The sequence below is a fragment of the Alteromonas lipotrueae genome (assembly GCF_019249255.1).
In the GTDB taxonomy this organism is placed as follows: Bacteria; Pseudomonadota; Gammaproteobacteria; order Enterobacterales; family Alteromonadaceae; genus Alteromonas; species Alteromonas lipotrueae.
On the sequence record NZ_JAESDJ010000006.1, the window covers coordinates 142,102 to 167,061 of the forward strand.

Consider the following 24,960-nt stretch of genomic DNA (forward strand, 5'->3'; position numbering starts at 1 on the left):
CTTTTAATTCATCCGGGCACATTTGTGCCCGGATTTTGTCGTTGTTACTATTATGAAAATACAAATTAGATCACTTCCTTTATTAACCGCGGCTATGCTGCCCTTATTATTTGCGTGTTCGCCTGCCGAGCAAGTTGAAGCCGTGCTAGCAGAAGAGACGAACATTTACCCTTATCAAGAGGGTGATGCCATTCCCGCGTTAGCCTACATAGCGCATAACGAAGTTTATAATCCTGAATCGGTTATCCCGCCTCAGTGCTATACCAAAACCCAAGGTGAAAATAACCCGTGTTATGCGTGTCATCAAAGTTATGATCGCGCCGAAAAGCGCCCTAATCAAATGGGCGACGGTACACTACAAGGGAATTACGAATTCTCAGATGTTGGGCTAACCAACAGCTGGAAAAATCTGTTTATAGATAGACGAGAATTAATCGCGGGCATAGAAGACGATGCCATTTTAAAATACATATCCCAAGATAACTATACTGCCGCCATCGAAGGCGATAGCACTATTCCAAGCTATATGCATATTAAAAACTTAAGTGCTGGTGCCGCTGCGTTTGATGAAGACGGTCTTGCGAAAGACAGTAGCGGGTGGGTGTCGTATAACTACAAACCTTTCCCCAGTACATTTTGGCCCACCAATGGCTCAACGGGCGATGCTATGATTCGCTTACCTAGTGCATTCCAACAGCACAAAGGGGAGTACAGCCGTGATGTCTATTTAGCGAATTTAACCCTGGTTGAAATGGCGCTCAAAGAAGTAGATGCCTTGCCAGTACTGGGCATTAATGAAAAAGTATTGGGTCTTGATATAAGCGGCGACAAAGCATTAAGTGAACGGGTGACAACCATGGTGCGCCGGCCTAACTATATTGGCGACGCGGCTGATATTGAGCTTGCACATATGTTGTTCCCAGAAGGCACAGAGTTTTTGCACACCGTACGCTATGTAGGGGTGGATGAGAACGGCGATATTTACAACGCTGAGCGCATGAAAGAAGTACGCTATATGCAAAAGCACCGTTTTCGAAGCCGGGAAAGTTTAGCTTCAGCTTATTATGCAGAAGCCAAAGACAAGCACTTTGAAAACCTACCGCAAACTCGCTATTTAGGTGAGCAGGGCATTGAAAACGGTTTTGGCTGGACCATTAATGGCTTTATTGAAAATGAGCAAGGTGAATTGCGCGCTCAGCATGATCAAGAGCTCGCGTTTTGTAATGGATGCCATAAAACCGTAGGCTCTACATTCGATCAAACCTTCTCTTTTGCGCGCAAAGTGCCAGGCAGCAATGGCTGGGGGTATATCAACCTGCATGCCATGGAAGATGTACCTAACATTAATGAAGAGCAAGGTGAATTTCTTACTTACATGCAGCGTGTAGGTGGGGGCGACGAATTTCGCCAAAATGGCGAGATGCTAGCCAAATGGTTTACTGATAACGGCATGGTGAATGCTGAAAAAGTAAGTAAAGCTGCGTCTGTCTATGAACTGATAACACCAAGCCCCGAGCGTGCATTAGCATTAAATAAAGCTTATTTAACTATTGTACAAGAACAAAGTTACTTATTTGGCCGCGATGCCACACTCACAGAGGCCACCAACGTGTTAAGCCATATTGATGCTGCACAACCACCGCTGAAGCCAGAACATCGCTTTAAGTGGGACATGCGTTTAAATTGGAATGCCAAAGATACGGAAGAAGTTGCTGGGCAGTAATACTACAGCGGTTAATTTGTTTAAGGATAAATAGTTTAAAAGTACTTTTCCTTGCAAGTAATCAAAGCTAAAGGCTTTGCTCTCTATCGCTGAAAGTAAGCTCACCGCAGTAATGCGGTGAGCTTTTTATGATCTTATTGGGGGCTTTCTAATTTTTCCGTTGCCCCACAGTCACATCAATGGCGGATACCACCAAGGACGAGGTGCTCCACTAATCGCTTCTGCGCCAGATTCAGTAGCCGTTTTTAAATGAGTGTCAGTAGTGGATGAACTCACATCGTTAGCAGTCTTGTGCTCGTTATTAACATTTAGTGATTTAGGCAGCTGGTTGATATTAACCACTTCGCCAAACTTAGGCGTAGAAACTGTTACCTGCTTTTCATTAGCCAGTTGCGTAATTTTTTCTAAAGGCTCAAACCAATTGTGCAGTGCTAAATCAAACGTACTATTGTGAATGGGCATCATGATGTGCCCCTTAACATCAATATGAGCTTGCAAGCTTTGCTCAGGTAGCATGTGAATTTCTGACCACATATCGTTGTAGGCACCGGTTTCTATTAAGGTTAAATCGAAAGGCCCGAAGCGCTCGCCAATGTCTTTAAACCCGCCGAAATAGCCAGAATCGCCACTGAAAAATAGGTTGGTATTTTCACCTTTTATCACCCAGCTTGCCCATAACGTTTTGTCTTTATCAAATAGCCCACGGCCAGAGAAATGCTGGGAAGGGGTAGCAGTAAACGTCATAGATGACACCGAAGTGCTTTGCCACCAATTTAGCTCAACAATTTGCTCATTGGGCACGCCCCACTTTCGTAAATGGTTTCCCACTTTAAGGGGAGTAACAAATGTCTCTGTAATATGAGCGAGCTTCTTGATTGCCGATTTGTCTAAATGGTCGTAGTGATCATGACTAATAATAACCGCTTTAATAGGCGGTAATTCATCAATACTGATGGGCGTGTCGTGAAAACGTTTAGGGCCAAGCCATTCTACGGCGAAGGCTCGTTCACTAAAAACGGGGTCTAACAGTACAAACTCTCCGTCAATTTTAAGCAACACACTGGAGTGACCTAAACGAATGATAGCATCATGGTTTAGGTTCAATAGGGCATCACGGGTCACCGGAATAACAGGGATCGGGAAATCAGGTACTGCTGATTCGCGATCATCGGTAAGGTAGGCTTTAGTGATTTTCCAAATAGATGACAATTCAGTTTTATAATCTATTTCAGAATTTTTAAATTTTCCGTCTGATACATTTGCTTGTAAACCATTAGTCGCCAATGCGTTGGTGCTGATCATTAATATGAACCCTAAAGTGAAAAAATTGCGAAGCATATAAAACCCCAACAAAGTAAACTGCACGGTGTAGTTTAGTGTAATTTTAGAAAAAGTAAACTGGTAAGTGTAATTTTGTCGTTATCTTGTATTAAATATTGAAAATGCGTAACGCGATGTTAAAGCCACTGGCTGTCTATTTATTGTGCGGTTTTTGTGGGATGCAAATGAAGTAAGTGCGTTATGCCCAAAAACAGGAGTAATTTTTTTTAAAAGTCTTCGTAATTCATCCCAGCTTAGAAATGTTGACTACACTAAAAGTGTGAATTGAAAACGTAGCGTAGCGGGTAGTGAATGGATAGTACGGGGCTTATGAGAGAAAAGGATATTTTCGAAAAAACATTTGAGCAATGTGGCGTGGGATTAGCGCATGTGAGCCCGCACGGTGATTTTATCCGTGTGAACAGCAAGCTAAGCGGCTTTTTAGGTTATGAGAGTGCGAGACTTATCAAAATGTCGTTTCAAAGCATTACAGAACCCTCACATATTCAAGAGGATTTATATCTTCTTCACCAAGTGCTTCGCGGCGAAATAGATACTTACAGCATAGAAAAAAAATACATTCATGCTAAAGGTCATAACGTTTGGGGAAAATTAACGGTCACTTTGGTTCGTGATGAAAACGGTGAGCCAGATTATTTTATTTCTGTCGTTGAAGATATCGATGATAAGAAGCGCATTGAATCAGAGCTTTATAAAGCAGAGGCGCTTTTCAGCAAGATAGTAGCAGCTTTTTCTTCGCATTCTTTTGTTTGGGTTGCGAACCCAGAGTTAACCCGCATCCATTACATTAACGAGGGTTATCGTAATATTTACGGGCGTGATGAATATGAGTTGCATACTAAGCCTGATGCATTTTTATCTTATGTTCATGAAGACGATCGCTTGCTTGTAGAAAAGGCATATAAAGCGAAACCGTTAGAAAGCTGGGATTTACAATATCGCATCAAAAACAGTCGGGGAGAGGTAAAATATATCCACGATAGGGGCATGCCACTATTTGATGAGAATGAGCAACAGATATTGGTGGTAGGCACCGCTGACGATGTTTCTTATGAAAAAGAGCAACAACAAGCGTTGTTAGAGGCGATTTCTAAACTAGAGTATCTTTCCAAAACAGATCCACTCACCGGTATTTCAAATAGACGAGAGATGTTCATTCAATTAGATAGAGAAATACAACGAATAAACCGTGGTCAGCAACCTTCAACGCTTGTATTCATCGATCTTAACGACTTTAAGAGTATCAATGACACCTTTGGCCATAAAGCCGGTGATAAAGCATTGGTGGGCTTCTCAGATATTATGAAAAATTTCCTACGAGAAACCGACCGCTTTGCTCGGTTAGGCGGCGATGAATTTGTTGTGCTTTTATTTGGTTCAAATGACACCGATGCTGAGGTGTTTTTTGAACGCTTAGCAGAAACCTCATTCGAAATTGAATTTGACAGTGAGTTTGACAGTGAATTAGCAGCTTCCGGCGCTAGCCAAGACAGTAATGTGAATAGTGGAAAAGATAGTTCCACTACCACCGGAACCTCTCTGTCTTTTTGCTTGGGGTGGCATACATGGGATTCAAATATTGTGACTGCCCAAAACTGGGTAGATGCCGCTGACGAAGCCATGTATAAACAAAAACGCCAGTATAAAAAATATACTGGCGCGCAAAAGGTAAGTTGAATCACTGGCCTGCTCTAATCCAATTAATCTAAAAACAGTGCAACGGCATGCGCTACCATGAAGGGCAATGTTAAATTGCCCAGTTAGGTTTTAGTTTTCCTTATTGGCATGCGTTGTGGCAAACCACGCCGCTATTTCAGCCCGCTCGTCATCGGTCATGCCGGTTTTATTTAAAAACGGCATGTCTTTGGTCACGGTAGTGCGTCTTACTAACTGAGGTGCATAACGAGTGATATCTTCCCAGCTATCTAGCACCACACCTAGCGGGGCCACTTTGAATATATCATCAGTTGGGGTACGTGAATGACAGCCTACACAATGGGTATTCACAAGCTCGGTTACTCGTTCATTAGTTACCACGGCTACACTTTCATTTTCAGTACCCGCTACCTCAACATTCGCTGGCGTTTTCGGCCACGAAACCCAAAGAGCTATGGCAAGCATAGCAACAGCACCTGTTACTAATATCGATGGTTTAGTTTTGCCAACATGACGTAGGTTGAAGAAATGTCGAATCCACGCGGCAGCCGCCATTAATGCAATAAGCACTAACCAATTTTGCTCATGCTGATAGGTCATAGGGTAATGATTTGAAATCATGATAAACAATAACGGCAAGGTAAAGTAGTTATTGTGCATCGAACGCAATTTGGCACCCGCGCCCCATTGTGGGTCGATACTTTCTTTTGCTTGTACTGCGGCTACCATCTTTCGTTGGTTAGGCATAATGTTGAAAAACACATTACCCACCATAATAGTGCCAATTAACGCCCCAACATGAATGTAAGCCCCACGACCACTAAACCATTGTGTTGATAGATAAGTGACTACACAAATAAGCGAGACTAGACATAACGCAAAGACAATAGGGTATTTAGCCAATGGGCTTCTGCAGGCCAATTCGTAGATGGCAAGGCCACCAAAAATAAGTCCAAGGCCTAAAGATATTGCCATCGAGGGCGACATATTGTTGACTTGAGGGTCAATCAAATACCCCGAAGCGCCAAAGTAATACACTATGATGAGTAGCGCAAAGCCTGATAACCAGGTGGTATAAGCTTCCCATTTGAACCAGTGTAAGGTTTCAGGCATTTTTTCTGGGCCATAAGCATACTTGGCTACTTCATAAAAGCCGCCGCCATGTATAGCCCATAAATCGCCTTTAATGCCTTTATCTTCTTTCCACTTAGGCGGGGTGCGCAAATTATTGTCTAACCAGACAAAATAGAACGACGCACCAATCCACGCCACACCGGCAATTACGTGAAACCAGCGTACAAATAAGCTTATCCAATCAAGCCATGGCATAGTGTGTTTCCTTCTTATTATAACAGCATTGACCGCTTATCCAGGTCTCTGCAATAGCGCGGTCATCACCCAATATACTGAGTGCAAAAAAGACATCGTCAAATTCAGCATTAGGCTTAATTCGTAATTCCATGAGTTCATCATAACGGGGCGTTACAATAATAAAATCGGCAACCGTGTTGGGGTTTAAGTTTCCAATCTCGTCATCTAATTTATGTGCTACCGCAGCGCCTTGGGTCATCAAGTAAAACCCTTCGATTGGGCAGATAGGCGCGTGGCGCAACTGGCTAACTTTATACGCATCGCCATAGGTTTTTAACATACTAAAGCTGGTGCCAGCGCCAACATCGGTGGCCAATGCTACATGCACATTATTGGCCCGTGCGGTTTGCATATCAAACAACCCGCTACCTAAAAATAGATTCGAGGTAGGGCAAAACGCTAAGGTTGCATCCGCTTCACCTAATCGTTGCCATTCATCGCTAGAAAGGTGAATACCATGACCAAATACCGAACGGGGGCGTACTAAGTTGTACTTATCGTAAACGTCTAAGTATCCAGATGCCCTCGGGAATAAAGATTTCACCCATGCAATTTCATCTACATTTTCAGACAAATGCGTTTGCACAAAGACATCTTTAAATTGGGTTGCCAGTTCACCTAAAGCTGCCAATTGCGCTTCAGAGCTAGTCGGCGCAAACCTAGGGGTGATCGCGTAGCGATTTCGGCCGGTGTTGTGCCATTTTTCAATTAACACGGCGCTGTCTTTTTGTGCAGTGTCGGGGCAATCTTGTAGGTCCGCAGGGCAGTTTCTGTCCATGCACACTTTACCTGCCACTATCGCCATGTCTATTTCACTGGCGGCACTAAACAAGGCATTACAACACCCTTGGTGTACCGATGAAAAAACGAAGCCAGTCGTTGTGCCGTTCTTCAACAATTGTTGCAAAAACACCTTGGCAATTTTTTGGGCATGCTCCACGCTGGCAAACTGCTTTTCGGTAGGAAAAGTATAGTTTTCAAGCCAACTTAATAGCTGCTCACCATAGCTAGCAATACTTTCAGTTTGTGGGTAGTGCAAATGGCTGTCTATTAGCCCAGGTAAAATCCAGCTGTCTTTATGATCATGTAACACTGCATCAGGGTACTGCTCACGCATCGTGATATACCCGCCAGTGGCGATAATTTTTTTGCCATCAATAACCAAGCCGCCATCGTAAATAACACTAATATCTTCCACTAAGGAAGATGACGTAGTACTAGGTGTTGGAAAGTGTGCAATATTCGCACGAAAAAGCTGCATTATATTTAGCTGCCTCTATAACTGCTAAAACCAAAAGGAGAGATAAGCAAAGGCACATGGTAATGGCCGCCGTCACTTTCAAGTTCAAACGCTATATCTATATGGGGGTAAAAGCTCTTCCCATGGGTAGCAATTAAGTAGTCATGGCTGTGAAAACGCAATGTATACACACCGGCTTCGAATGTCTGACCCCATTGGTTAAAGCGTCCGTCGTTATCGGTTTTACCGGTAAGTACATCGCCATTAGGCAAAGTAAGAGTAAGCGCAATACCTTCTACTGGCTTGCCCGATGTGGTGTCTAATACATGACTTGATAAGGTATTCATTAATTTTCGTCCTTGGCAGTTAACGCTTTGTCTAAGCGTAACAAGGTAATTTTAATTTGTTCTTGGGCTGCTGTGCGAATTTCTTCATTGGTGCTGTTCGGTAATCGCGCTTGCAAGGCGCTAAGCATCGCGTCGGCCGAAAGCCCTGTGGCACAAATAATAAAAATAAAACCATGCTTATCAAGATACGCTTGGTTCGCTTCTTTTAGCGTAAGCAGCGTAGCTTCTGACGCACTGGCTGTGCCTGATTGTTCACCGCTGGCAATGGTTTTCGTGTTGGCAAACTTTTTACGCAGCGAATCTACATCGCCAATCATTGGGTGGGCGGTGAATGCCTCTAAAAAGTCTTCCTTGCCGCATTTTGCCCATGCGGTTTTGGCATATTCTTTTACATCGTTAACGGTGCCAAAAGGGCGGGCGTTCACCATGCTGTAAATCCACGACTGTGCTGCGCAGGTTTGTTGAAACCAACCGGTAGCAGCACTGGTCGATAGGGTATTAAGTTCGTTTAAGGTCATACATTATGTTCCTTATTGTTAAATCTATCGACGTTAGTCACCGTAGCATCTTCAACATTGTCTTCACCGGCGTGTAAACGCTGGATAATTTGTGAAGCAATAGATACCGCCACTTCAATAGGACGCTTGCCGGGTATTGAAGTATCGCCAATAGGGGTTGCTAAGCGCGCTAAATCACTTTCATTAAAACCACGGTGTTCCAATTTAGTGATAAAACGCTTGGCTTTGGTTTGTGAACCAATAAGGCCAACAAAGGGTAACGCAGGGTATTTTAATGCTTGCTCGGTAATGCGGTAATCGAGTTGATGATCGTGAGTCAATATCACCAACCAGGTATTTTCTTCCAGCCCCCGTACTTCAGTCTCTGGCGCTTCTTCTACCACCATTTTGACGTTTGCCGGCAGCGGGTGACTGAACAAATCTTCACGACTATCAATCCAGGAAATACGAAGTGGAAGCTGGGCTAAAATAGGTACCAGTGCTTTTGCCACATGGCCTGCACCGAAAATAGCGATGTGCTGCGCATGGCGATTGCACACTTCAAACAACACTTTAACAGCACCGCCACAGCATTGCCCTAGCTTACTGCTAAGGGGGTATGAACGTATTTCTGTGCTTGCACTCTCTTTACTACGACTACCGCCGCTTAGCATCTCACGGGCTGTTTTGATTGCGTCGAATTCTAAATGCCCGCCGCCGATGGTATCAATGCTTTGTGCATCGGTAACCACCATTTTGCTTCCGGCTTCACGGGGTGTGGAGCCAGCAATACTAATGACCGTCACAATAACGTAGGGCGCACCGTCTTGTTGACACTGCGCTACCGCTTCGTACCATGTGCTCACTTTCATTGCGTTTCCTGTAGCGCGTTCTGAACCGATTGAGAGTGTGTTGCTTGTTGCAGCTGCATTACGGCATTCAGTACACGCTCTGGCGTGGCAGGTGTATCTAATTGTGGATCTTGGGTGTAACCAGAAATACTTGAAATGGCATCTTTCAAAGCACACCATACCGAAATTGCTAGCATGAAGGGGGGTTCTCCTACGGCTTTTGAATGGTAAATACTGTCTTCAGCATTCTCTCTGCCAAAAAGTTTCACATCAAAATGTTTAGGGGTATCGCCAATAGCAGGAATTTTATAGGTGGCCATGTTTTCACTGGTTAAGCGACCATCGTTATTCCACACTAGTTCTTCGGTAGTCAGCCAGCCCATGCCTTGAATGAAAGCACCTTCTATTTGGCCAATATCAATAGCAGGGTTCAAGCTATTACCTACATCGTGGAGTATGTCTACTTTATCAACGCAGTACTCACCACTTAAGGTATCAACAGATACTTCACTTACCGACACGCCATAAGAGAAATAGAAAAACGGGCGGCCATCGCCAGTTTCGCGATTGTAGTGTAGTTTAGGGGTTTTATAAAAACCATTGGCCGATAATGACACACGATCAAAATACGCCGCCTGAACTAAATCGCTAAAGGCTTTTTGATGTTCACCTAGCACTAGGTTACCGGCAGTAAACTGTACCTTTTCGGCTTGCTCTGGCATACCTAGCTCGGTAGCAAAGCACTGCGCAAGGCGTTGTTTTAACGTTATGCAGGCATTTTGCACCGCTTTACCGTTTAGATCTGTGCCGCTCGACGCCGCCGTTGGCGATGTGTTCGGTACTTTATCGGTGCGGGTGGCAGTCACCTCTATCATGTCCATCGACACACCAAACTCATTCGCTGCAATTTGGGCTATTTTGGTGTGTAAGCCTTGGCCCATTTCTGTGCCGCCATGATTCACTTGAATGCTACCGTCGGTATAAATATGTACCAGTGCGCCTGCTTGGTTTAAGTGTTTTGCAGTAAAGGAAATACCAAACTTAACCGGAGTAAGGGCTAGGCCTTTCTTAATAACAGGGCTATTGCGGTTAAAGTCGGTAATCGCGTTTCTACGTGCCCAATAATCGGCGTCTTTTTCAAGTTTAGCTATCATTTCTGGCAATAGGTTGTGCTCTACTTCCATGCCATAAGGGGTAGTCGTGCCAGTTTCTGGCCCGTACAGGTTTTGTTTACGTACAGTGAGCGGGTCTACTTCCAGTTTGCGTGCCATGGCATCCATCATGGCTTCAGCCATGATCATTCCTTGCGGCCCACCAAAACCACGGTAAGCGGTGTGCGATACCATGTTAGTTTGCAAGCGATGACCTACAATGTAGCTTGCACCCAAAAAGTAACCGTTATCGGCATGAAACATGGCTCTGTCGACAATAGCGTCAGACAAGTCAGGTGAATGCCCACAGTTACCGTTAATATCTACTTTTGTAGCAACAATTTTACCGTTTTCGTTAAAGCCAACCTCAAAGCTGTTATCGAAAGGGTGGCGTTTACCTGTTACATGCATATCTGTGCTGCGGGGTAATCGGCACTTCACTGCACACTGATTGCGAGACGCTAACAAAGACGCCAAACACGCCCACTGGGCAGCTTGGGTTTCTTTTCCGCCAAACCCGCCACCCATGCGGCGCATATCTACCATCACATGATGCAGCTTAATATTGAGCACTTCAGCAACCAGTTTTTGTACTTCGCTAGGATGTTGGCTTGAGGTATACACCTTCATACGGCCATCTTCATCTGGGATAGCCAGAGATACTTGTCCTTCAAGATACATATGTTCTTGGCCGCCAATAGAGAGATGGCCTTTACAGCTCAAAGGCGCAGTGGCCAGTTGAGTATCAGCATCACCTTGGCCGAACTTGTGAGTAGGGCGAACAAAGCGCTCGTGTTTGTGTGCTTCTTCGGTGGTAAATACGCCTGCAGTAGGAATAACCTTAATGGTGCCCTTTAGTGCCGCTTTTCGCGCTAAGTGCACCGAGGTGGCAAGAACAGCAAAATACGGTTGGCCGTAAAACTTAATTTCACCATTGGCGAGTAACGGATCGCCTTCAAAAACAGGCCCAATGTCTTTATGACCAGGTACATCATCGATGGTAATAACATCTACCACACCTTCGCTTGCACGTACGGCAGATAAATCCATAGTTTCAATAATACCCGCCGCGCACTGGCTGGTGCCCACAGCGGCGTACAGCGTGCCGTGCGGCTCTACCAAATCGTCAATATATTTCGCACTACCTTGAACCTGTCTAGCAGCACTTTCATGCTTTACCGACGTATGAACAACCTGTGTTGAGGCTGAATCTTTCGCGCTATCGATAAGTTTACGCATGTTGCACCACCCGAGTTTCAATCTTGTTGCTGCTATGACTGCCTGCTTGGCTAGTGTTTTGATGCTCTAGCCAGAACCGATGCCATAAATTAGCCAGTACTGTTTTACGATATTCTGCGCTGGCCCTTACATCATCTATCGGTGCAAAGGCTTCGCTTAAAATCTGTTTACCAATATTCAAGCATTCGCTACTTGCCCACTGTTTGCCTTTTAATGCGCTATTAAGCGCCTCGCAGCTAGCTGGTGTTGCGGCAACACCGCCAAAGCCAGTACTAACGCCTTCAACCTTGCCGTTATTAAGCGTTACGTTGAATACAGCACATACGGCAGAAATGTCATCTTCCATACGTTTTGAAATCTTGTAAGCCGCGACCAATTCATTTTGTGTTAGGTAAGGAACTTCAATGGCAGATAGCCATTCGCCTTTTTCTAGCGCCGTTTGTCGATAGCCGGTAAAAAAGGCGTCTACAGGTACAGCGCGCGTTTGTGTGCCGTTATCAATATGCAGCACCGCGTTTAATGCTAGCAATACAGGCGGCATATCACCAATAGGGGAAGCGTTAGCCACGTTACCGCCCAAGGTAGCTTGGTTACGAATAGGTAGTGAAGCAAATCGGGTAATCAACTCTGCTAACTGGGGAAAGTGCGCCAGTAAAGGTTGCGTCAAATCACTTAATGGCGTGGTTGCACCAAAGGTGATCGAATGTTCGTTTGCAGTGCATCCATTTAGCGATTTTACCCCAGCCAAGCTGATTAATGTGCTCACATCTTTGAGTTGTTGAGTAAACATCAAACTCAAATCGGTACTGCCAGCGACTAATAGTGCATCAGGATGCAGTGCGATAGCATGGGCCAGCGCTGCGCGAGTATCAGGAACAAGCAAGTTGCTCGTACCCAGTAAGGGGGTTCCAGCCAGTTGCTTTAATGAACTTAGCGTGCTGGGCGTATTACGTGAAAATGCGTCGTCAGGTGTGTTTCCACATACTGATAGCGCCGCATCAATGATAGGACGATAGCCGGTACAGCGGCATAAGTTGCCCGAAAGTGCATGCAGAACATCGTCGCGATTTGGCGTACCCTCTTGATGATACAAAGCAAACATCGACATAATAAACCCCGGTGTACAGAAGCCACACTGCGAACCATGAAAGTCGATAAGTGCTTGTTGTACAGGGTGTAATGTGTTGCCTTGAGTTAAGTGCTCAACCGCAATAAGTTGTTTTCCATGCACAGCCGACATTAAGGTTATACAACTGTTTACTGTACGGTAATGTAACCCATCGAACTGTGGAGTAGGCTCGGCAATCACAACGGTACACGCACCGCAATCGCCTGCAGCACAACCCTCTTTGGTACCGGTAAGTTTCCTGTGCTCGCGTAAGAATTGGAGTAACGTTAGGTCAGCCCGGGTATCGTCCAATTCAACGAGTTGTTGATTAATAAGAAAGCGAATCATACCCGCACCTCATCACTGTTTTCATTGATATATCCATTAATATAGCGGTATTCTTGACAGAAAAGTAGACCATTTGGTCAAAAAATTACTTTAAAAAAAAGGCTTCCCTGAGAATAGCCCCTGATTTGGTAAGCAAAACTGCATACTTGTTGATGTCATACAGGCAAGAATCGTGCAAGGTTTAATATAAAGAACACGAAGTTAAGTAGAGATAACGGTATAGTGTTTACGTTTTCTGTTTTACGCTAAAACCGTGATAACGTAATACAAACGGATGCCAGACGTGTAGTGAAGGATAAAATAACAACGATGATCAAATTAAGAGACACAGACGCAGGAGTAGGCGCCACAAACAAAAGAAACATTCTGCAGGCGGCTGAAAAATGTTTCGCCCAGTTCGGTTTCAAAGGTACTGCGGTTCAAAAAATTGCAGATGAAGCGAAACTGCCTAAAACCAATGTGCTTTATTATTTTAAAACGAAGCAAGAATTGTATGTGGCAGTGTTAGAAGAAACACTGTCGTTGTGGAATTCCCATTTCGACAGAGCCACTGTAGATGACGACCCCGCTGAAGTGTTAGCAGCGTACATTACAGAAAAAATGGAAGTATCTCGCACCCATCCCCAAGCGTCTAAAATATTTGCGATGGAAATTATTAACGGTGCGCAGAACTTAACCGGTTATTTTGATGAAGAACATGCCAAATGGATGGAAGGGCGCTTAGCACTTATCGACCAGTGGATTGAAGTAGGTAAACTTCCTCAGCTTGATGGCGAATATTTACTTTACACCATTTGGGCTAGCACCCAGCATTATGCAGACTTTTCTGCTCAAATTACCCGTCTTCGTGGTCGTAAAATGATTAAGGCCGATTTTGAAACGGCCACACGCCAATTAATTCAATTGGTGCTAGGTGGGTGCAACCTGCCAGTGCCAAGTCGTTATATTGAGAATATTGATGTCGAATAATTCCCATACTTACCCTCGCGACCTTATAGGTTACGGGGCTGATGTACCTAAGGCCAATTGGCCGAACGGCGCTAAAATTGCGCTCCAGTTTGTTTTAAATTATGAAGAAGGTGGTGAGAACTGCGTGCTTCATGGTGATGCGCACTCCGAAACCTTTTTGTCTGAAATAATTGGGGCACAAGCATTTAATGATAGACACCTTAGTATGGAGTCTATTTACGAATACGGCAGTCGAGCGGGGTTCTGGCGACTTCATCGTTTGCTCACCAGCTACAATATTCCGGTAACGGTTTTTGGTATCACTATGGCCATGCAACGTCACCCAGATGCCGTGCAAGCCATGTTAGATGCTAAATGGGAAATTGCGAGTCACGCTATGCGTTGGGTGCATTATCAAGATATGGATGAAGCGACTGAACGAAAAGAAATAGACGACGCTATCATGTTGCATGAGCAACTTACTGGCAAGAAGCCGGTTGGCTGGTATACAGGGCGTACCAGCCCTAACACGCTCAAATTGATAGCTGAGCGTGATGACATACTTTATTGTGCCGATTCTTATGCCGATGATTTACCTTATTTTGATAATCATTACAGCAAGCCCCTTTTAATGGTGCCTTATACGTTAGATACCAATGATATGCGCTTTGCTGCTCCACAAGGTTTCAATAGTGGCGAGCAATTTTTTCAATATCTAAAAGATGCATTCGATGTGTTATACGAAGAGGGCAGTGAAGCACCTAAAATGCTTTCGATAGGCATGCATTGCCGTATTTTAGGGCGGCCAGCGAGAATGGCGGCATTGAAACGTTTTATTGAATATGTGCAATCTCACGACAAAGTGTGGCTTGCTACTCGCGAAGACATTGCGAGACATTGGTTAGCAGAACATCCTTTGGTTGAAAAATCCCAGTAAAGTGTAAAGCTATAAGAAGCAAGCTACGCTATATAAACTGGAGATATAAAAATGAAAGTAAAAATTGCCTTGTGTTTATTAACAGCGCTCGTGTTAACGGGCTGTTCGAAGCTAAATCAGGAAAACTACGACAAATTAAAAATGGGTATGTCTCAAGATGAAGTGTCATCGGTGATAGGGGCTGCAGATAATTGCGCAAAAACCATGGGCGCAGTGTCTTGTATTTGGGGTAACGAAGAAGCGAAGCACGTAAAGATAGTCTTTATGGGTGATAAAGCCGTTACCTTTAGCTACGACGGTTTAGAGTAGGGGTAGAAAGCCCAATCTATGTAATTTACATAATCTAAGTAGCCTAAATAGATTACGCAAAACACAAAAAAACGGTGAAGATTATCTTCACCGTTTTTTTATATGCTAAGCATAAGTCTGCGCTTGTTATTTTAGGTCAAATATATAGCGCAGTATAAAGACACCGGCTAGCGCGTAGGTTAATCCGCTCACCTCTTTGAATTTCCCTGTGCCCATCTTAATACCGACATAAGTAATAAACCCAAGGGCAATACCTTCGCTGATACTAAACGTTAGTGGCATGGCCAACAGTGCCACTGATGCAGTAGCCAGTGCGCCCAAATCATCGAAATCTATCTGACGTATGGCTTCCATCATCAATATACCCACCATAATGAGGGCAGGCGTCGTTGCCATCAACGGAATAACTTTCATTAATGGCGTAAGGAACAAAGCGAGCACAAAGCACAGTGCAACTACTACTGCAGTTAACCCTGTTCTACCACCTGCAGACGCCCCAGTAGCAGACTCTACGTAGCTGGTTACCGGTGAAGTGCCAATAAAAGCACCCACTACACTAGCTGATGCATCAGCGGTCATGGCAGGCCCTATTTTAGGTAATCTACCGTTTTTATCTAGAAGGTTCGCACGGCGAGAAACCCCAATTAAGGTACCAATGGTGTCGAACATGTTCACAAACATAAGCGCGAATATTAAGTCCCATGTCTCAGCGATATGATCAATAGGATACCAAAAGTCCATTGCCATGAAGGTGTTCGAAATAGGTTCCGGCAAGCCGATAATGGCTTCTGGCGTTGCGGTTAACATGCCATTTTCGGTAGGTACGAAAGCACCAATCACCGTTAGCACCACGATGGAAATAAGAATACCGCCAGTTACTTTTTTTACTACCATGACAATGGTAAAAATAATTCCAAGTAGCGCTAGCATTACCGCAGGGTCAGATAAATCACCAAGACTCACAAAGGTGGCAGGATGGTCGACAACCAAGCCCGCATTTTTAAGCCCAATAAAGGCAATGAATAACCCTATACCGCATTGCACACCAATTTTTAGAGCCGGAGGAATAGACTCCGCAATTTTAGTTCTTACCCCGGTTAAGGACAGAATTAAAAAGAGAACACCGTTCCAAAAGACTATTCCAAGCGCGGCTTCCCACGGGATTTCTCGAGATAAACAAATTGTAAAAGCAAAAAAGGCGTTTAAACCCATACCAGGCGCAAGTGCAATGGGATAGTTAGTCATAAACGCCATCAATAAAGTACCCAAGCAGGCAGCGAGCGCGGTTACCGTAATTAATCCTTCGATAGGCATGCCACTTAAGCCAAGGATCCCTGGATTTACCACTAAGATGTACGACATGGCGGCAAAGGTGGTTAGCCCCGCTACCACTTCTGTTTTTATTGTGGTTCCATGCGCCTGAAGCTTAAACAGGCGCTCTAATACGTTATTAGACATGTAGATTTCTCTATGCGTTGAGTCATTTATCATTATTTGATGTTGCATGAAGCAAAAACTTGACCACTTAGTCAGTTTGTTGGTGCGTTTTGTGCTACGGTAATCATAGCCAGAATACGCAAAGTCAGTGGTACGCCAGTGAAATCAACTAATAAAGGTTTTAAAAACCGTCTATTTCACATCGGAAGCGTTATAACAACGCCTGACTAAATCAACGCTAGAAAAGAAGTTGCGCACTAATTAAGATCAAGTTGCATCAAAATGGTGCGTTTCTAACTGTGAGGGGCCATGTCGCTATCAACAATAATTCAAAAACTCCCGAAGGCTGAACTGCACTTGCATATAGAAGGCAGCCTAACACCTGAGCTTATGTGGCACCTGGCAAGCAAGCATAGTATCACGTTGCCATATAAAAGCATTGAAGAGATAGCTGCCGCCTATCAATTTACTAATCTTCAAAGCTTCCTCGATATATATTATGCTGGCGCGGGCGTTCTCATTGATGAAGATGATTTTTACGCATTAATGTGGGCGTATTTCACTCGCTGCCACGAAGACAACGTGGTACACACCGAAATCATGTTCGACCCGCAAACCCATACCGCAAGAGGGATAGGGTTTGAAGTTTTCATGCCCGGTTTTTTACGTGCCATGAAAGATGCACAAAAGCAGTACGGTATTTCCAGTTATTTAATTATGTCTTTCTTAAGGCACCTACCAGAAAGCGATGCCTTCGCCACACTTGAAGCCGCCAAACCTTATTACAGTGTCATAGACGCGGTTGGCTTAGACAGTTCTGAACTGGGACATCCGCCGTCTAAATTTGAACGGGTATTTAAAGAAGCGCGAGCACTTGGTTTTAAAATAGTTGCCCATGCAGGTGAAGAGGGCCCGCCAGAATATATTTGGGAAGCGTTAGACTTGCTTAACGTTGACCGGATTGATCATGGGGTAAGATGCCAGGAAGACGAAAAGTTGATGGCTTACATTAACGATAATCAAATTCCTCTTACCGTGTGTCCGTTGAGTAACCTGAAATTGTGTGTGGTAGATGACCTAGCCAAGCACAATATTTTATCGTTACTCGATGAGGGCTTAATGGTCACAGTGAATTCAGACGATCCGACGTACTTTGGTGGTTTTTTAAATGATAATTATATTGCATTGTGTGATGCGCTACCTGTAACAGAAGCACACGTGAAGCAACTTGCTATCAATAGTTTTACGGCTAGCTTTTTACCGGATGACATTAAGCAACGACACATTGCTCACATACATTCTTTAACAAGCTAAACTGTTAAGCCGCTTATTGCTTCTTTCTAAGCGTGGGCGGTAGTCATTTCAGATTTAGTGGCATCGATTACTGATGCCAACGCTTCAACGTGTGCTTCAATCTCATCCCAATCGTCTGTTGTCGATAATATTTCAATGGATGAAGCTTTCTGGCGTAGTACCTCGGCACCCACATCACCTGAAACCCCCTTAATAGCATGGCTAGTGAAGCGAACTTCTTCGCGATCTCTATTTGTAACCGCTGTAGTAAGCGTTAAGTATTTTTCATCGATTTGATCAATAAACATCTTTGCAACGCGTTTCAAAAGATCGTGGTTTCCCGCTAAACGTTGTAATGCTTTTTCATATTGCCAAAGCGACGTACTATCAAAATTCATAACGTTTTTTGCCTTATAAGCCATTTAAAAAGTGTAAGTAGTTAATTTACAGTTAAAACTTAAATTTAAAATTTAATTGTGGAGCTATTTAAAGTAAGGTTGTCTATTGTTTTATTAAATTCACCTTTAAGTTTCTCTTTGTGGTTGTGATAGTATTTGCTGTACACGTTGATTTATCAGTTAAGCCTTGCGTACATAATCTATTATCGCAATACTAATAATATTAGCATAGACGAATATATACTAAAGGCTAATAACAAAAAGTATAACGTAGTCGATACTAAATAGAGAAAAAAGTAAATAGGAAAAACGACAGCTATGGATATGCGTGCGCAAAAAGTGCTTATTGTTGATGACGAACCTGTAAATATTGTCATTTTAGAATCGGCTGTAAGTAGCTTAGCGAACGTAATTAGTACCAGCGACAGTCAAGAAGCCCTTCAACTTGTCCAAATTCATAAACCCGATTTAATTGTTCTTGATATCAGTATGCCTAAGCGGTCAGGGTTTGACATCTGTAGGGCAGTTAAGGCTGATTTGGGTTTACGAGAAATTCCGATACTCTTTGTTACATCGTTTACCGACAGTGAAAATGAGCGAAAAGCACTCGCATTGGGTGCTATTGATTTTATTGCTAAGCCCATTGATATCGAAATTTGTAGGATGCGGGTAAAGAATCACCTGCTAATGCAACGCCAAAAATCACAGTTATCTACTTATAACGAAAGAGTACTCGAAGAAAAAGAGCAGCTAAATATTACACTTAATGCTATCGCTGATGGGGTTATTGCCACAGACGCAGAAGGTCTTGTGACTTTTATTAACCCGGTTGCTCAGCGCTTAACTGGCTTTAATGAGTTTGAAGCGTGCGGGCGAATAGTGGATGACATTATGGAGTTACGAGATGCCACGACTAATGCTGAAGTGATTAACCCAGCGTTATATACCATGAAGGTTAAGCGGCCTGTTGCTATGGCGTTCAACGTAAAGTTAGTTAGCAAGCAAGGTAAAGAGTGTAGGGTAGAAGATACAGCATCCCCTATTTTAGACACGCAAGGAAACGTCAAAGGGGCCGTGGTTGTATTCCAAGACGTGTCTGAATCTGTGGCAATGGCTGTACAAATGACCCATGTCACTAATCATGATCAACTTACCGGCCTGCCTAATCGCGTGTTATTGCACGACAGAATTGTTCAGTGTATTCATCGCACCGACACGGCACAGCCAAGTATCGCACTGTTACTAATAGATATTGATAATTTCAAATATTTAAACGACGCGCTCGGCCACAAAGTCGGCGACTCCATTATTTTATCTATATCGAAGCGCCTTCAACAAGCATGCGGTAAGTCTGCAACGTTAGCGCGGGTTGGTGGGGATGAATTTGCATGTTTATTAGCCGATGTAGGTAGTGGTTTAAGTGCCGATGGGGTGGCAATGAGTTGTTTGCAAAGTGCAAGGGAGCCTATTCAGATTGATGGTCGGCATCACCAACTTAGTTTGAGCATTGGTATTAGCTTGTTCCCTCAAGATGCTTCTAGTGCAGAAGAAATGATGCGGCATGCAGACACTGCCATGTATCGCGCGAAAGCGACTGGTAAAGACAAGTTCAGTTTCTTCTCGAAAGATCTTCAACTGGCTATGCGCAAACGAGTTGAAATGGAAGTAAAGCTTCGCACAGCACTTGATAACAACAGCTTGGCATTATTTTTTCAACCTAAATATGATTTAAACTTAAACAAAGTCGTTGGCGCAGAAAGCCTCGTTAGATTGATTGATGACGATGGTGGTATTGTTTCACCAGATGAATTTATTCCGCTGTCTGAAGAAACGGGGTTAATTCACCGCCTAGGTAAGCAAGTTTTGGTAAAAAGCTGTGAGTTTATTGCTAAGTGTGTTGAAGCGAATAAACCGCTTAAAATTGCGGTTAATGTGTCAGCACAGCAAATAGCAAACCCTAGCTTTGCGAAAGAAGTTGAAGAAGTCATTGTCTCGACCGGAATCGACCCAAAGTTGTTAGAGCTAGAGGTAACAGAGTCAGCACTAATGGCCGATTTCGACCTAACGCGAAATATGTTACTGGCGTTGTCCTCATTAGGGCTTACGTTAGCACTAGACGATTTTGGCACCGGCTACTCAAGCTTATCCTACTTACGTCAGTTTCCTTTAAACGTACTTAAAATTGACCGATCGTTCGTAAAAGATATGGATAACGAACCCCAAGCGCTTGATATTGTGACTGCTATTGTTCGTCTCGCCAATTGTCTTAATATGATTCTAGTGGCAGAGGGGCTTGAAACCGAATTGCAGTTTCACACGCTTAGGCAGTTAGGCTGTGAATATGGTCAAGGCTACTACATGTGTAAGCCGATATCAGAAAATGAATTTACCACACGGTTTTTAAATCAAACGACAATAATGACGTAACAGTAAATTTTAAAAATATGAAAAGATGGAAGTTTCTCCTTTTTGGGTTAATATCCCGTAAGTAATGTTGTAATATGAGACTACTACGGTTTGCCCCTCAATTTCTTAAGATAGTCCTGTTAAATTTATGCAGTTAGAACTAAAACCATACTCGGCATGTAAGGTACTCGTGGTCGATGATGAGCCTATTAGCAGAATGCTTCTTACCTCCATACTCGAGCCTTTCGTTACCTGCATTGCTGCTTCAAACGGCAAAGAGGCAATTGGCCATTGTGCTATACACAAGCCTGACCTCATTCTGTTAGATATGAACATGCCTGATATTGACGGTCTTACCGTATGTCGTACTTTAAAAGAAAGCACTGAATCAGCCCACATACCTGTTATTTTTGTTACCTCTACTATTGACGTTGAAACCGAAAATGAGTGTTGGGAAGTGGGGGCCTCAGATTTTGTGTTGAAGCCGGTTACCGCCTCTACACTAGTGCATCGCATAAAAAACCACTTGCAAGGTAAGCTACGTACAGATTTGCTTGAAAGAATGACCTTTCACGATCAGTTAACAGGCTTATACAACCGACTGTACTTAAGTAATGAAATTCCATTATTAGTAAAGCAAGTTGCTCGCGACCATGGAACTGTCGGTATCATCATGATGGATATCGATTTTTTCAAACTCTATAACGATAATTATGGTCACCTTCAAGGGGATATCTGCCTTCAACAAGTGGCAGGGGTTATTGGTGAGCATGCGCGCCGTCCCAAAGATGCAGCCATTCGATTTGGTGGTGAAGAGTTTATGCTGGTATTACCTTACACCGACATGAACGGGGTTAAGAAAATTGCTGAAGACATTGTGGCTGCAATAAGAAGTGAGAATATCACGCATTATGCCGGCAAGGGGGGGAAGCTAAGCCTCAGCGCGGGTTTTGCGGTGAGAGCTGCTAATGAATTGCAAGATAATGGTGTATCTTCTCTTATAGAGTCTGCTGATATTTTTCTCTTCGAAGCCAAAGAGGCTGGGCGTAACCGCGCTATCGGTTAAATGGTGTTACCCTTTTCACAACTAGCCTATTGTTTAATTTTTTTTATTTGAAATAACCACTATTATTGCCGTAATGGAGCAGTGTAAAAACTGTAGTGGCTCTTCTGACCCTCAGGGGGCTTCTTGATTTTGATGGCGGTTTGCTATGTCTCAACAATTCAATAGTAAAGAAAAGTACCCTATTTCCGTTTCATCGACGGTACTTAACTTCGAGAAAGTGCTTAAATCCGGTTGCGACATATTATCCATGCAGCAAGGTATACTTTTACATGTTACTTGCGAACATATCGACGTGATCGCCAAAGCCGATGTTTCTCTTGCACCTAACCAACTACTCCTACCCCCTTTTCCTGTTGATATAACCTCCCTTCCGGCTGGCCAGTTCGCAAGCTGCGGTGAGGTTAAGCAGTGGGCAGAGCAAAATTTATCGGCGAAAAACTATATTATTGGCCGTGTTCATCGTGTTGGTAACTATCACCTTGTGTTAATGCTGGTAAACAGTGTGGAAGGTATAGATTTTTCTTTCGATAAAGGGAAGTTATCGTTACTTGATAACTGGCTAGAAAGCGTTTTACAAAAAGAACGTGGAGCAGACGATAATTCAATCAAACATGCTGAGTTATTTGAAAAGTTGCAGTCAGTGGCAAACATAGGTGTATGGGAAGTTGATATTGCCGACAATGCACTTTTTTGGTCTTCTCAAACCCGTGTTATTCATGAAGTGCCTCAAAATTATACGCCAGAACTTGGCTCAGCAATTGAGTTTTATAAAGAGGGGGCAGATCGCGATGAAATTACAAGGTTGGTTAATCACGCGATAGAAACAGGCGAACCATGGACCGCTACCTTGCAGATAATTACCGCAAAGGGAAACCCGGTGTGGGTAGAAAACCACGGTATGGTTGAAATGTTTGAAGGTCATTGTGTTCGGCTTTTCGGTACGTTTCAAAATGTTGATAAGCCGGTAAAGCTTCGCTTGGAACTTGAGGAAAGACAGAAAGACGCAGAAGCTGCATTTAAAGAGCGGGGTCACTTGTTATCTCGTATCAGTCATGAATTAAGAACGCCGCTAAATGGTATTACGGGAATGCTACAGGCCATAAAGTTCGAGCAGCGAGTGAATATTCGAGAGCGAAAAACGGATTTAGCACTTAAGAGCGCCAGCCGCTTACTGCTGCTAATAGATGATGTTTTAGACTACACTGAAATTTCCAGTGGCGAGCTTGTACTGAAGAAAAGTCACTTCTGCGTGCGTGCAATGGCAGAAGAGTTGATTGATGTATTTAAATCCTTGTGCAAAGAAAAAGGCCTTCGTTTATACGCGGTTTTGTCGTTCCCCGAGAATACCTATATAAATGGTGATGCCAATAGAATAGGGCAAATTATTTCTAAGTTACTGCACAACGCCATTAAGTTTACTTCACGAGGGCACATTTCCATCCAGTTAACACTTAGAGAAGCGTTAACTGAGCCTAACTTGCTTATTTCTATAGAAGATACGGGGGAGGGAATGGATGAGGTCACTAAAACCTCGTTGTTCACTCCTTTCATACAAGGGCAAAAGCAATCGGCAATTAAAGGCAGTGGAACAGGCTTAGGGCTTTCTATCGTAAAACAGCTAGTTGACAAAATGGATGGCGAGATAGATATTCGCTCTGAAAGGAATGTAGGCACTACCTTTGATATTGTCCTTCCTGTCACCCTGACAGATGCTAAGCAAGGCCTGCTTGACCACGACGATGCCCTACCATCAAGTTTACTCACTATCCCATTGTCTATTCTGGTGGTGGACGATAACGATATTAACCGCATTGTGCTTACTTCAATGTTGGAAAAATATAACTTTATTGCCGATGAAGCTGAAGATGGTGAAGTTGCAGTACAGAAAGCCAGAGAAAAAGAATACGACCTTATTTTCATGGATTGTGCTATGCCGGTGCTTGATGGGGTGTCAGCCACCAAAGTCATACTTGAAGAGGGGTTGATGCACAGCCAAGGTAGCATTATTGCAGTTACGGCTAATACGTCAGAAGATGACAGAAAAGCGTGTACAGAGGCGGGAATGTCAGCGTTTTTATGTAAACCAGTCGACCAACGCAAAGTCACGTTAGAACTTAAGAAAGCCTTGCTAAGTAAGTCACTTGAAATGCATCAGTGACAGCGGGCCCCGCTGTCACCTAATATTCATTTTTTGACTATTGCTTAACCGGCATGTCAGTTTTCACTGTATCCCAGTTTTTTGTAATTTCTTCAATAACCACAGCGCCTACAGCGTATGCTGCTTCTACTGCCGACTGCAATGCCGCGTAGCCTTCCCCTGAACTCTCTAGCTCAAGATTTTTCGCTGCGGTCAAACCTGCAGGTTGCATGGTAAAGTTACTGGCAGTACGAAGAATAAGTACACGGTCTTTATCAACCAAGTTAGCATTGTCTAAGTAAGTAAGCGCTTGTAAGGTGGCTGAATCTTCCATGCCTGACGTGACAAAGTTACCTTTGCTTTGTGTCCAGTAGCCCACCCAATCGTTAGCCCAGTCATTAAGTAATTTGCCGTGCCAAAATGTAGATGCCGATAAATGTGAACCCGTCATAATGGTTGGGGCAGCAAGGGCATTAGGGTATCCCGTATAAGTCGCGCGCAATTTATCCATGGCGGGTGTATTGGGTAACGCTGTATCTTTTGTAAGGTTAAACGCCCAGTCTCTTAAACTGGCATTTAAAATGTAAACCTCGCCGTTAGGCGCTTGTTCTGGGTTTACCGATGCGGCGTTAGCATAAGGTGAGTGAGTGAAAAGCGGGAAGTAGCCCGTTTTCCAGTCACTTGGAATTTCACGTGCATCAATTTGATGAGCAAGGTCGCCGTCAACCACATAGTCAGTCCATACTGCAGAGCCAATGGTGCCGTCAGCAGGATCCATACCTGCAATACCGGCTACAAGCCAGTAAGCATGCGTTAAGTCGAATCTAGGATCTAGACCAAGTGCCATAATAGCAGCCGAGGCGCGGGCTATACCCATTCCCGTTACAATACCTAATACCCCGGTTTCTTCATTAACAAAAATATCATGATGAGCATGGGGCAGGGCATAGCGGGTTGAAAGCTTTTGGCCTTTTTTCCAAAGTTGGAATTCACCAGGTTTGTCACCTTCGTCTTCACCAATTTCAAACATGGCAACCACAACGGCTTTAATCTCAATAGGGGAAGTATCGGTTGTTTCAGCGCAGTGCCCAGCAGAAGCGAAAAAAGAAAGGGCGAGAATAGCATTAGCAAAATAGCGCATTAATAATTGTCCTCTT

At 43.7% G+C, this 24,960-nt stretch carries 20 protein-coding genes; 9 read left to right on the forward strand and 11 right to left on the reverse strand.

Annotated elements, in window-relative coordinates:
* Window positions 1-52 precede the first annotated feature (52 nt).
* Window positions 53-1,723, forward strand: a complete 1,671-nt coding sequence (locus tag KYS23_RS10490) for a hypothetical protein (protein WP_159531099.1) — start codon at window positions 53-55, stop codon at window positions 1,721-1,723.
* Between the two features lie 171 nt (window positions 1,724-1,894).
* Here the strand turns inward: KYS23_RS10490 and KYS23_RS10495 are convergent, their stop codons facing one another.
* Window positions 1,895-3,061 (reverse strand): MBL fold metallo-hydrolase, encoded by a 1,167-nt coding sequence (locus tag KYS23_RS10495; protein WP_218418552.1) that lies wholly within the window; start codon window positions 3,059-3,061, stop codon window positions 1,895-1,897.
* A gap of 312 nt (window positions 3,062-3,373) precedes the next feature.
* On the opposite strand from KYS23_RS10495, the gene KYS23_RS10500 reads away from it, so the two are divergent.
* Window positions 3,374-4,741: a diguanylate cyclase gene (locus KYS23_RS10500; protein WP_246604344.1), complete on the forward strand. Its 1,368-nt coding sequence runs from the start codon at window positions 3,374-3,376 to the stop codon at window positions 4,739-4,741.
* Window positions 4,742-4,831: 90 nt separating this feature from the next.
* Here the strand turns inward: KYS23_RS10500 and KYS23_RS10505 are convergent, their stop codons facing one another.
* The 7 genes from KYS23_RS10505 to xdhA are packed head-to-tail and all read right to left on the reverse strand — an operon-like array spanning window position 4,832 to window position 12,872.
* Window positions 4,832-6,049 (reverse strand): urate hydroxylase PuuD, encoded by a 1,218-nt coding sequence (locus KYS23_RS10505; protein ID WP_218418554.1) that lies wholly within the window; start codon window positions 6,047-6,049, stop codon window positions 4,832-4,834.
* Window positions 6,036-7,352, reverse strand: a complete 1,317-nt coding sequence (guaD, locus tag KYS23_RS10510) for a guanine deaminase (protein WP_218397077.1) — start codon at window positions 7,350-7,352, stop codon at window positions 6,036-6,038. Before guaD ends, KYS23_RS10505 begins: the two co-directional genes overlap by 14 nt.
* 5 nt (window positions 7,353-7,357) lie before the next feature.
* Window positions 7,358-7,678 (reverse strand): hydroxyisourate hydrolase, encoded by a 321-nt coding sequence (gene uraH, locus KYS23_RS10515; protein WP_159531089.1) that lies wholly within the window; start codon window positions 7,676-7,678, stop codon window positions 7,358-7,360.
* The gene (gene uraD / locus KYS23_RS10520; RefSeq protein WP_159531087.1) at window positions 7,678-8,196 is read right to left on the reverse strand and encodes a 2-oxo-4-hydroxy-4-carboxy-5-ureidoimidazoline decarboxylase; all 519 of its coding nucleotides are present in this window, start codon (window positions 8,194-8,196) and stop codon (window positions 7,678-7,680) included. Before uraD ends, uraH begins: the two co-directional genes overlap by 1 nt.
* Window positions 8,193-9,047 (reverse strand): xanthine dehydrogenase accessory protein XdhC, encoded by an 855-nt coding sequence (gene xdhC / locus KYS23_RS10525; protein WP_159531085.1) that lies wholly within the window; start codon window positions 9,045-9,047, stop codon window positions 8,193-8,195. Before xdhC ends, uraD begins: the two co-directional genes overlap by 4 nt.
* On the reverse strand, window positions 9,044-11,416 hold the full coding sequence (gene xdhB, locus KYS23_RS10530; RefSeq protein WP_218418561.1) for a xanthine dehydrogenase molybdopterin binding subunit: 2,373 nt from the start codon (window positions 11,414-11,416) through the stop codon (window positions 9,044-9,046). The genes xdhC and xdhB overlap by 4 nt, the downstream gene beginning before the upstream one ends.
* Window positions 11,409-12,872 (reverse strand): xanthine dehydrogenase small subunit, encoded by a 1,464-nt coding sequence (xdhA, locus tag KYS23_RS10535; RefSeq protein ID WP_159531081.1) that lies wholly within the window; start codon window positions 12,870-12,872, stop codon window positions 11,409-11,411. Before xdhA ends, xdhB begins: the two co-directional genes overlap by 8 nt.
* Before the next feature lie 309 nt (window positions 12,873-13,181).
* Here xdhA and KYS23_RS10540 point away from each other — a divergent pair, with 309 nt between their 5' ends.
* The 3 genes from KYS23_RS10540 to KYS23_RS10550 are packed head-to-tail and all read left to right on the forward strand — an operon-like array spanning window position 13,182 to window position 15,066.
* Window positions 13,182-13,841: a TetR/AcrR family transcriptional regulator gene (locus tag KYS23_RS10540; protein WP_218397072.1), complete on the forward strand. Its 660-nt coding sequence runs from the start codon at window positions 13,182-13,184 to the stop codon at window positions 13,839-13,841.
* Window positions 13,831-14,757 (forward strand): allantoinase PuuE, encoded by a 927-nt coding sequence (gene puuE, locus KYS23_RS10545; RefSeq protein ID WP_159531077.1) that lies wholly within the window; start codon window positions 13,831-13,833, stop codon window positions 14,755-14,757. Before KYS23_RS10540 ends, puuE begins: the two co-directional genes overlap by 11 nt.
* 51 nt (window positions 14,758-14,808) lie before the next feature.
* Entirely contained in the window at window positions 14,809-15,066 is a 258-nt protein-coding gene (locus KYS23_RS10550) for a DUF3862 domain-containing protein (protein WP_159531075.1), read from the forward strand.
* 126 nt (window positions 15,067-15,192) lie between these two features.
* Here KYS23_RS10550 and KYS23_RS10555 read toward each other — a convergent pair whose 3' ends face one another.
* A complete protein-coding gene (locus KYS23_RS10555) occupies window positions 15,193-16,524 on the reverse strand; it encodes an NCS2 family permease (RefSeq protein WP_218418562.1) in 1,332 nt (443 codons plus the stop codon).
* Between the two features lie 288 nt (window positions 16,525-16,812).
* On the opposite strand from KYS23_RS10555, the gene KYS23_RS10560 reads away from it, so the two are divergent.
* On the forward strand, window positions 16,813-17,817 hold the full coding sequence (locus tag KYS23_RS10560; protein ID WP_159531071.1) for an adenosine deaminase: 1,005 nt from the start codon (window positions 16,813-16,815) through the stop codon (window positions 17,815-17,817).
* Between the two features lie 26 nt (window positions 17,818-17,843).
* Here the strand turns inward: KYS23_RS10560 and KYS23_RS10565 are convergent, their stop codons facing one another.
* Window positions 17,844-18,194 carry an Hpt domain-containing protein gene (locus tag KYS23_RS10565; RefSeq protein ID WP_218397068.1) on the reverse strand — a complete coding sequence of 117 codons (351 nt, stop codon included), beginning with the start codon at window positions 18,192-18,194 and terminating at the stop codon, window positions 17,844-17,846.
* 318 nt (window positions 18,195-18,512) lie between these two features.
* On the opposite strand from KYS23_RS10565, the gene KYS23_RS10570 reads away from it, so the two are divergent.
* The 3 genes from KYS23_RS10570 to KYS23_RS10580 all read left to right on the forward strand — a co-directional run bounded on the left by KYS23_RS10570 (window position 18,513) and on the right by KYS23_RS10580 (window position 23,824).
* Window positions 18,513-20,621, forward strand: a complete 2,109-nt coding sequence (locus tag KYS23_RS10570) for a putative bifunctional diguanylate cyclase/phosphodiesterase (protein ID WP_218418564.1) — start codon at window positions 18,513-18,515, stop codon at window positions 20,619-20,621.
* A gap of 127 nt (window positions 20,622-20,748) precedes the next feature.
* Window positions 20,749-21,666 (forward strand): diguanylate cyclase, encoded by a 918-nt coding sequence (locus tag KYS23_RS10575; protein WP_159531066.1) that lies wholly within the window; start codon window positions 20,749-20,751, stop codon window positions 21,664-21,666.
* 145 nt (window positions 21,667-21,811) lie between these two features.
* The gene (locus KYS23_RS10580) at window positions 21,812-23,824 is read left to right on the forward strand and encodes an ATP-binding protein (protein WP_218418567.1); all 2,013 of its coding nucleotides are present in this window, start codon (window positions 21,812-21,814) and stop codon (window positions 23,822-23,824) included.
* 37 nt (window positions 23,825-23,861) lie between these two features.
* Here KYS23_RS10580 and KYS23_RS10585 read toward each other — a convergent pair whose 3' ends face one another.
* The gene (locus KYS23_RS10585; protein ID WP_159531062.1) at window positions 23,862-24,944 is read right to left on the reverse strand and encodes a purine nucleoside permease; all 1,083 of its coding nucleotides are present in this window, start codon (window positions 24,942-24,944) and stop codon (window positions 23,862-23,864) included.
* Window positions 24,945-24,960: the final 16 nt, after the last annotated feature.

Bases quoted from the DNA above. Each gene is read 5' to 3' on its own strand.
- xdhC (WP_159531085.1), bottom strand. From the start codon at position 9,047: ATGAAAGTGAGCACATGGTACGAAGCGGTAGCGCAGTGTCAACAAGAC.
- uraD (WP_159531087.1), bottom strand. From the start codon at position 8,196: ATGACCTTAAACGAACTTAATACCCTATCGACCAGTGCTGCTACCGGT.
- guaD (WP_218397077.1), bottom strand. From the start codon at position 7,352: ATGCAGCTTTTTCGTGCGAATATTGCACACTTTCCAACACCTAGTACT.
- KYS23_RS10560 (WP_159531071.1), top strand. From the start codon at position 16,813: ATGTCGCTATCAACAATAATTCAAAAACTCCCGAAGGCTGAACTGCAC.
- KYS23_RS10495 (WP_218418552.1), bottom strand. From the start codon at position 3,061: ATGCTTCGCAATTTTTTCACTTTAGGGTTCATATTAATGATCAGCACC.
- xdhA (WP_159531081.1), bottom strand. From the start codon at position 12,872: ATGATTCGCTTTCTTATTAATCAACAACTCGTTGAATTGGACGATACC.
- KYS23_RS10490 (WP_159531099.1), top strand. From the start codon at position 53: ATGAAAATACAAATTAGATCACTTCCTTTATTAACCGCGGCTATGCTG.
- KYS23_RS10580 (WP_218418567.1), top strand. From the start codon at position 21,812: ATGTCTCAACAATTCAATAGTAAAGAAAAGTACCCTATTTCCGTTTCA.
- KYS23_RS10540 (WP_218397072.1), top strand. From the start codon at position 13,182: ATGATCAAATTAAGAGACACAGACGCAGGAGTAGGCGCCACAAACAAA.
- KYS23_RS10550 (WP_159531075.1), top strand. From the start codon at position 14,809: ATGAAAGTAAAAATTGCCTTGTGTTTATTAACAGCGCTCGTGTTAACG.
- KYS23_RS10585 (WP_159531062.1), bottom strand. From the start codon at position 24,944: ATGCGCTATTTTGCTAATGCTATTCTCGCCCTTTCTTTTTTCGCTTCT.
- KYS23_RS10565 (WP_218397068.1), bottom strand. From the start codon at position 18,194: ATGAATTTTGATAGTACGTCGCTTTGGCAATATGAAAAAGCATTACAA.
- uraH (WP_159531089.1), bottom strand. From the start codon at position 7,678: ATGAATACCTTATCAAGTCATGTATTAGACACCACATCGGGCAAGCCA.
- KYS23_RS10555 (WP_218418562.1), bottom strand. From the start codon at position 16,524: ATGTCTAATAACGTATTAGAGCGCCTGTTTAAGCTTCAGGCGCATGGA.
- KYS23_RS10575 (WP_159531066.1), top strand. From the start codon at position 20,749: ATGCAGTTAGAACTAAAACCATACTCGGCATGTAAGGTACTCGTGGTC.
- KYS23_RS10505 (WP_218418554.1), bottom strand. From the start codon at position 6,049: ATGCCATGGCTTGATTGGATAAGCTTATTTGTACGCTGGTTTCACGTA.
- KYS23_RS10500 (WP_246604344.1), top strand. From the start codon at position 3,374: ATGAGAGAAAAGGATATTTTCGAAAAAACATTTGAGCAATGTGGCGTG.
- KYS23_RS10570 (WP_218418564.1), top strand. From the start codon at position 18,513: ATGGATATGCGTGCGCAAAAAGTGCTTATTGTTGATGACGAACCTGTA.
- puuE (WP_159531077.1), top strand. From the start codon at position 13,831: ATGTCGAATAATTCCCATACTTACCCTCGCGACCTTATAGGTTACGGG.
- xdhB (WP_218418561.1), bottom strand. From the start codon at position 11,416: ATGCGTAAACTTATCGATAGCGCGAAAGATTCAGCCTCAACACAGGTT.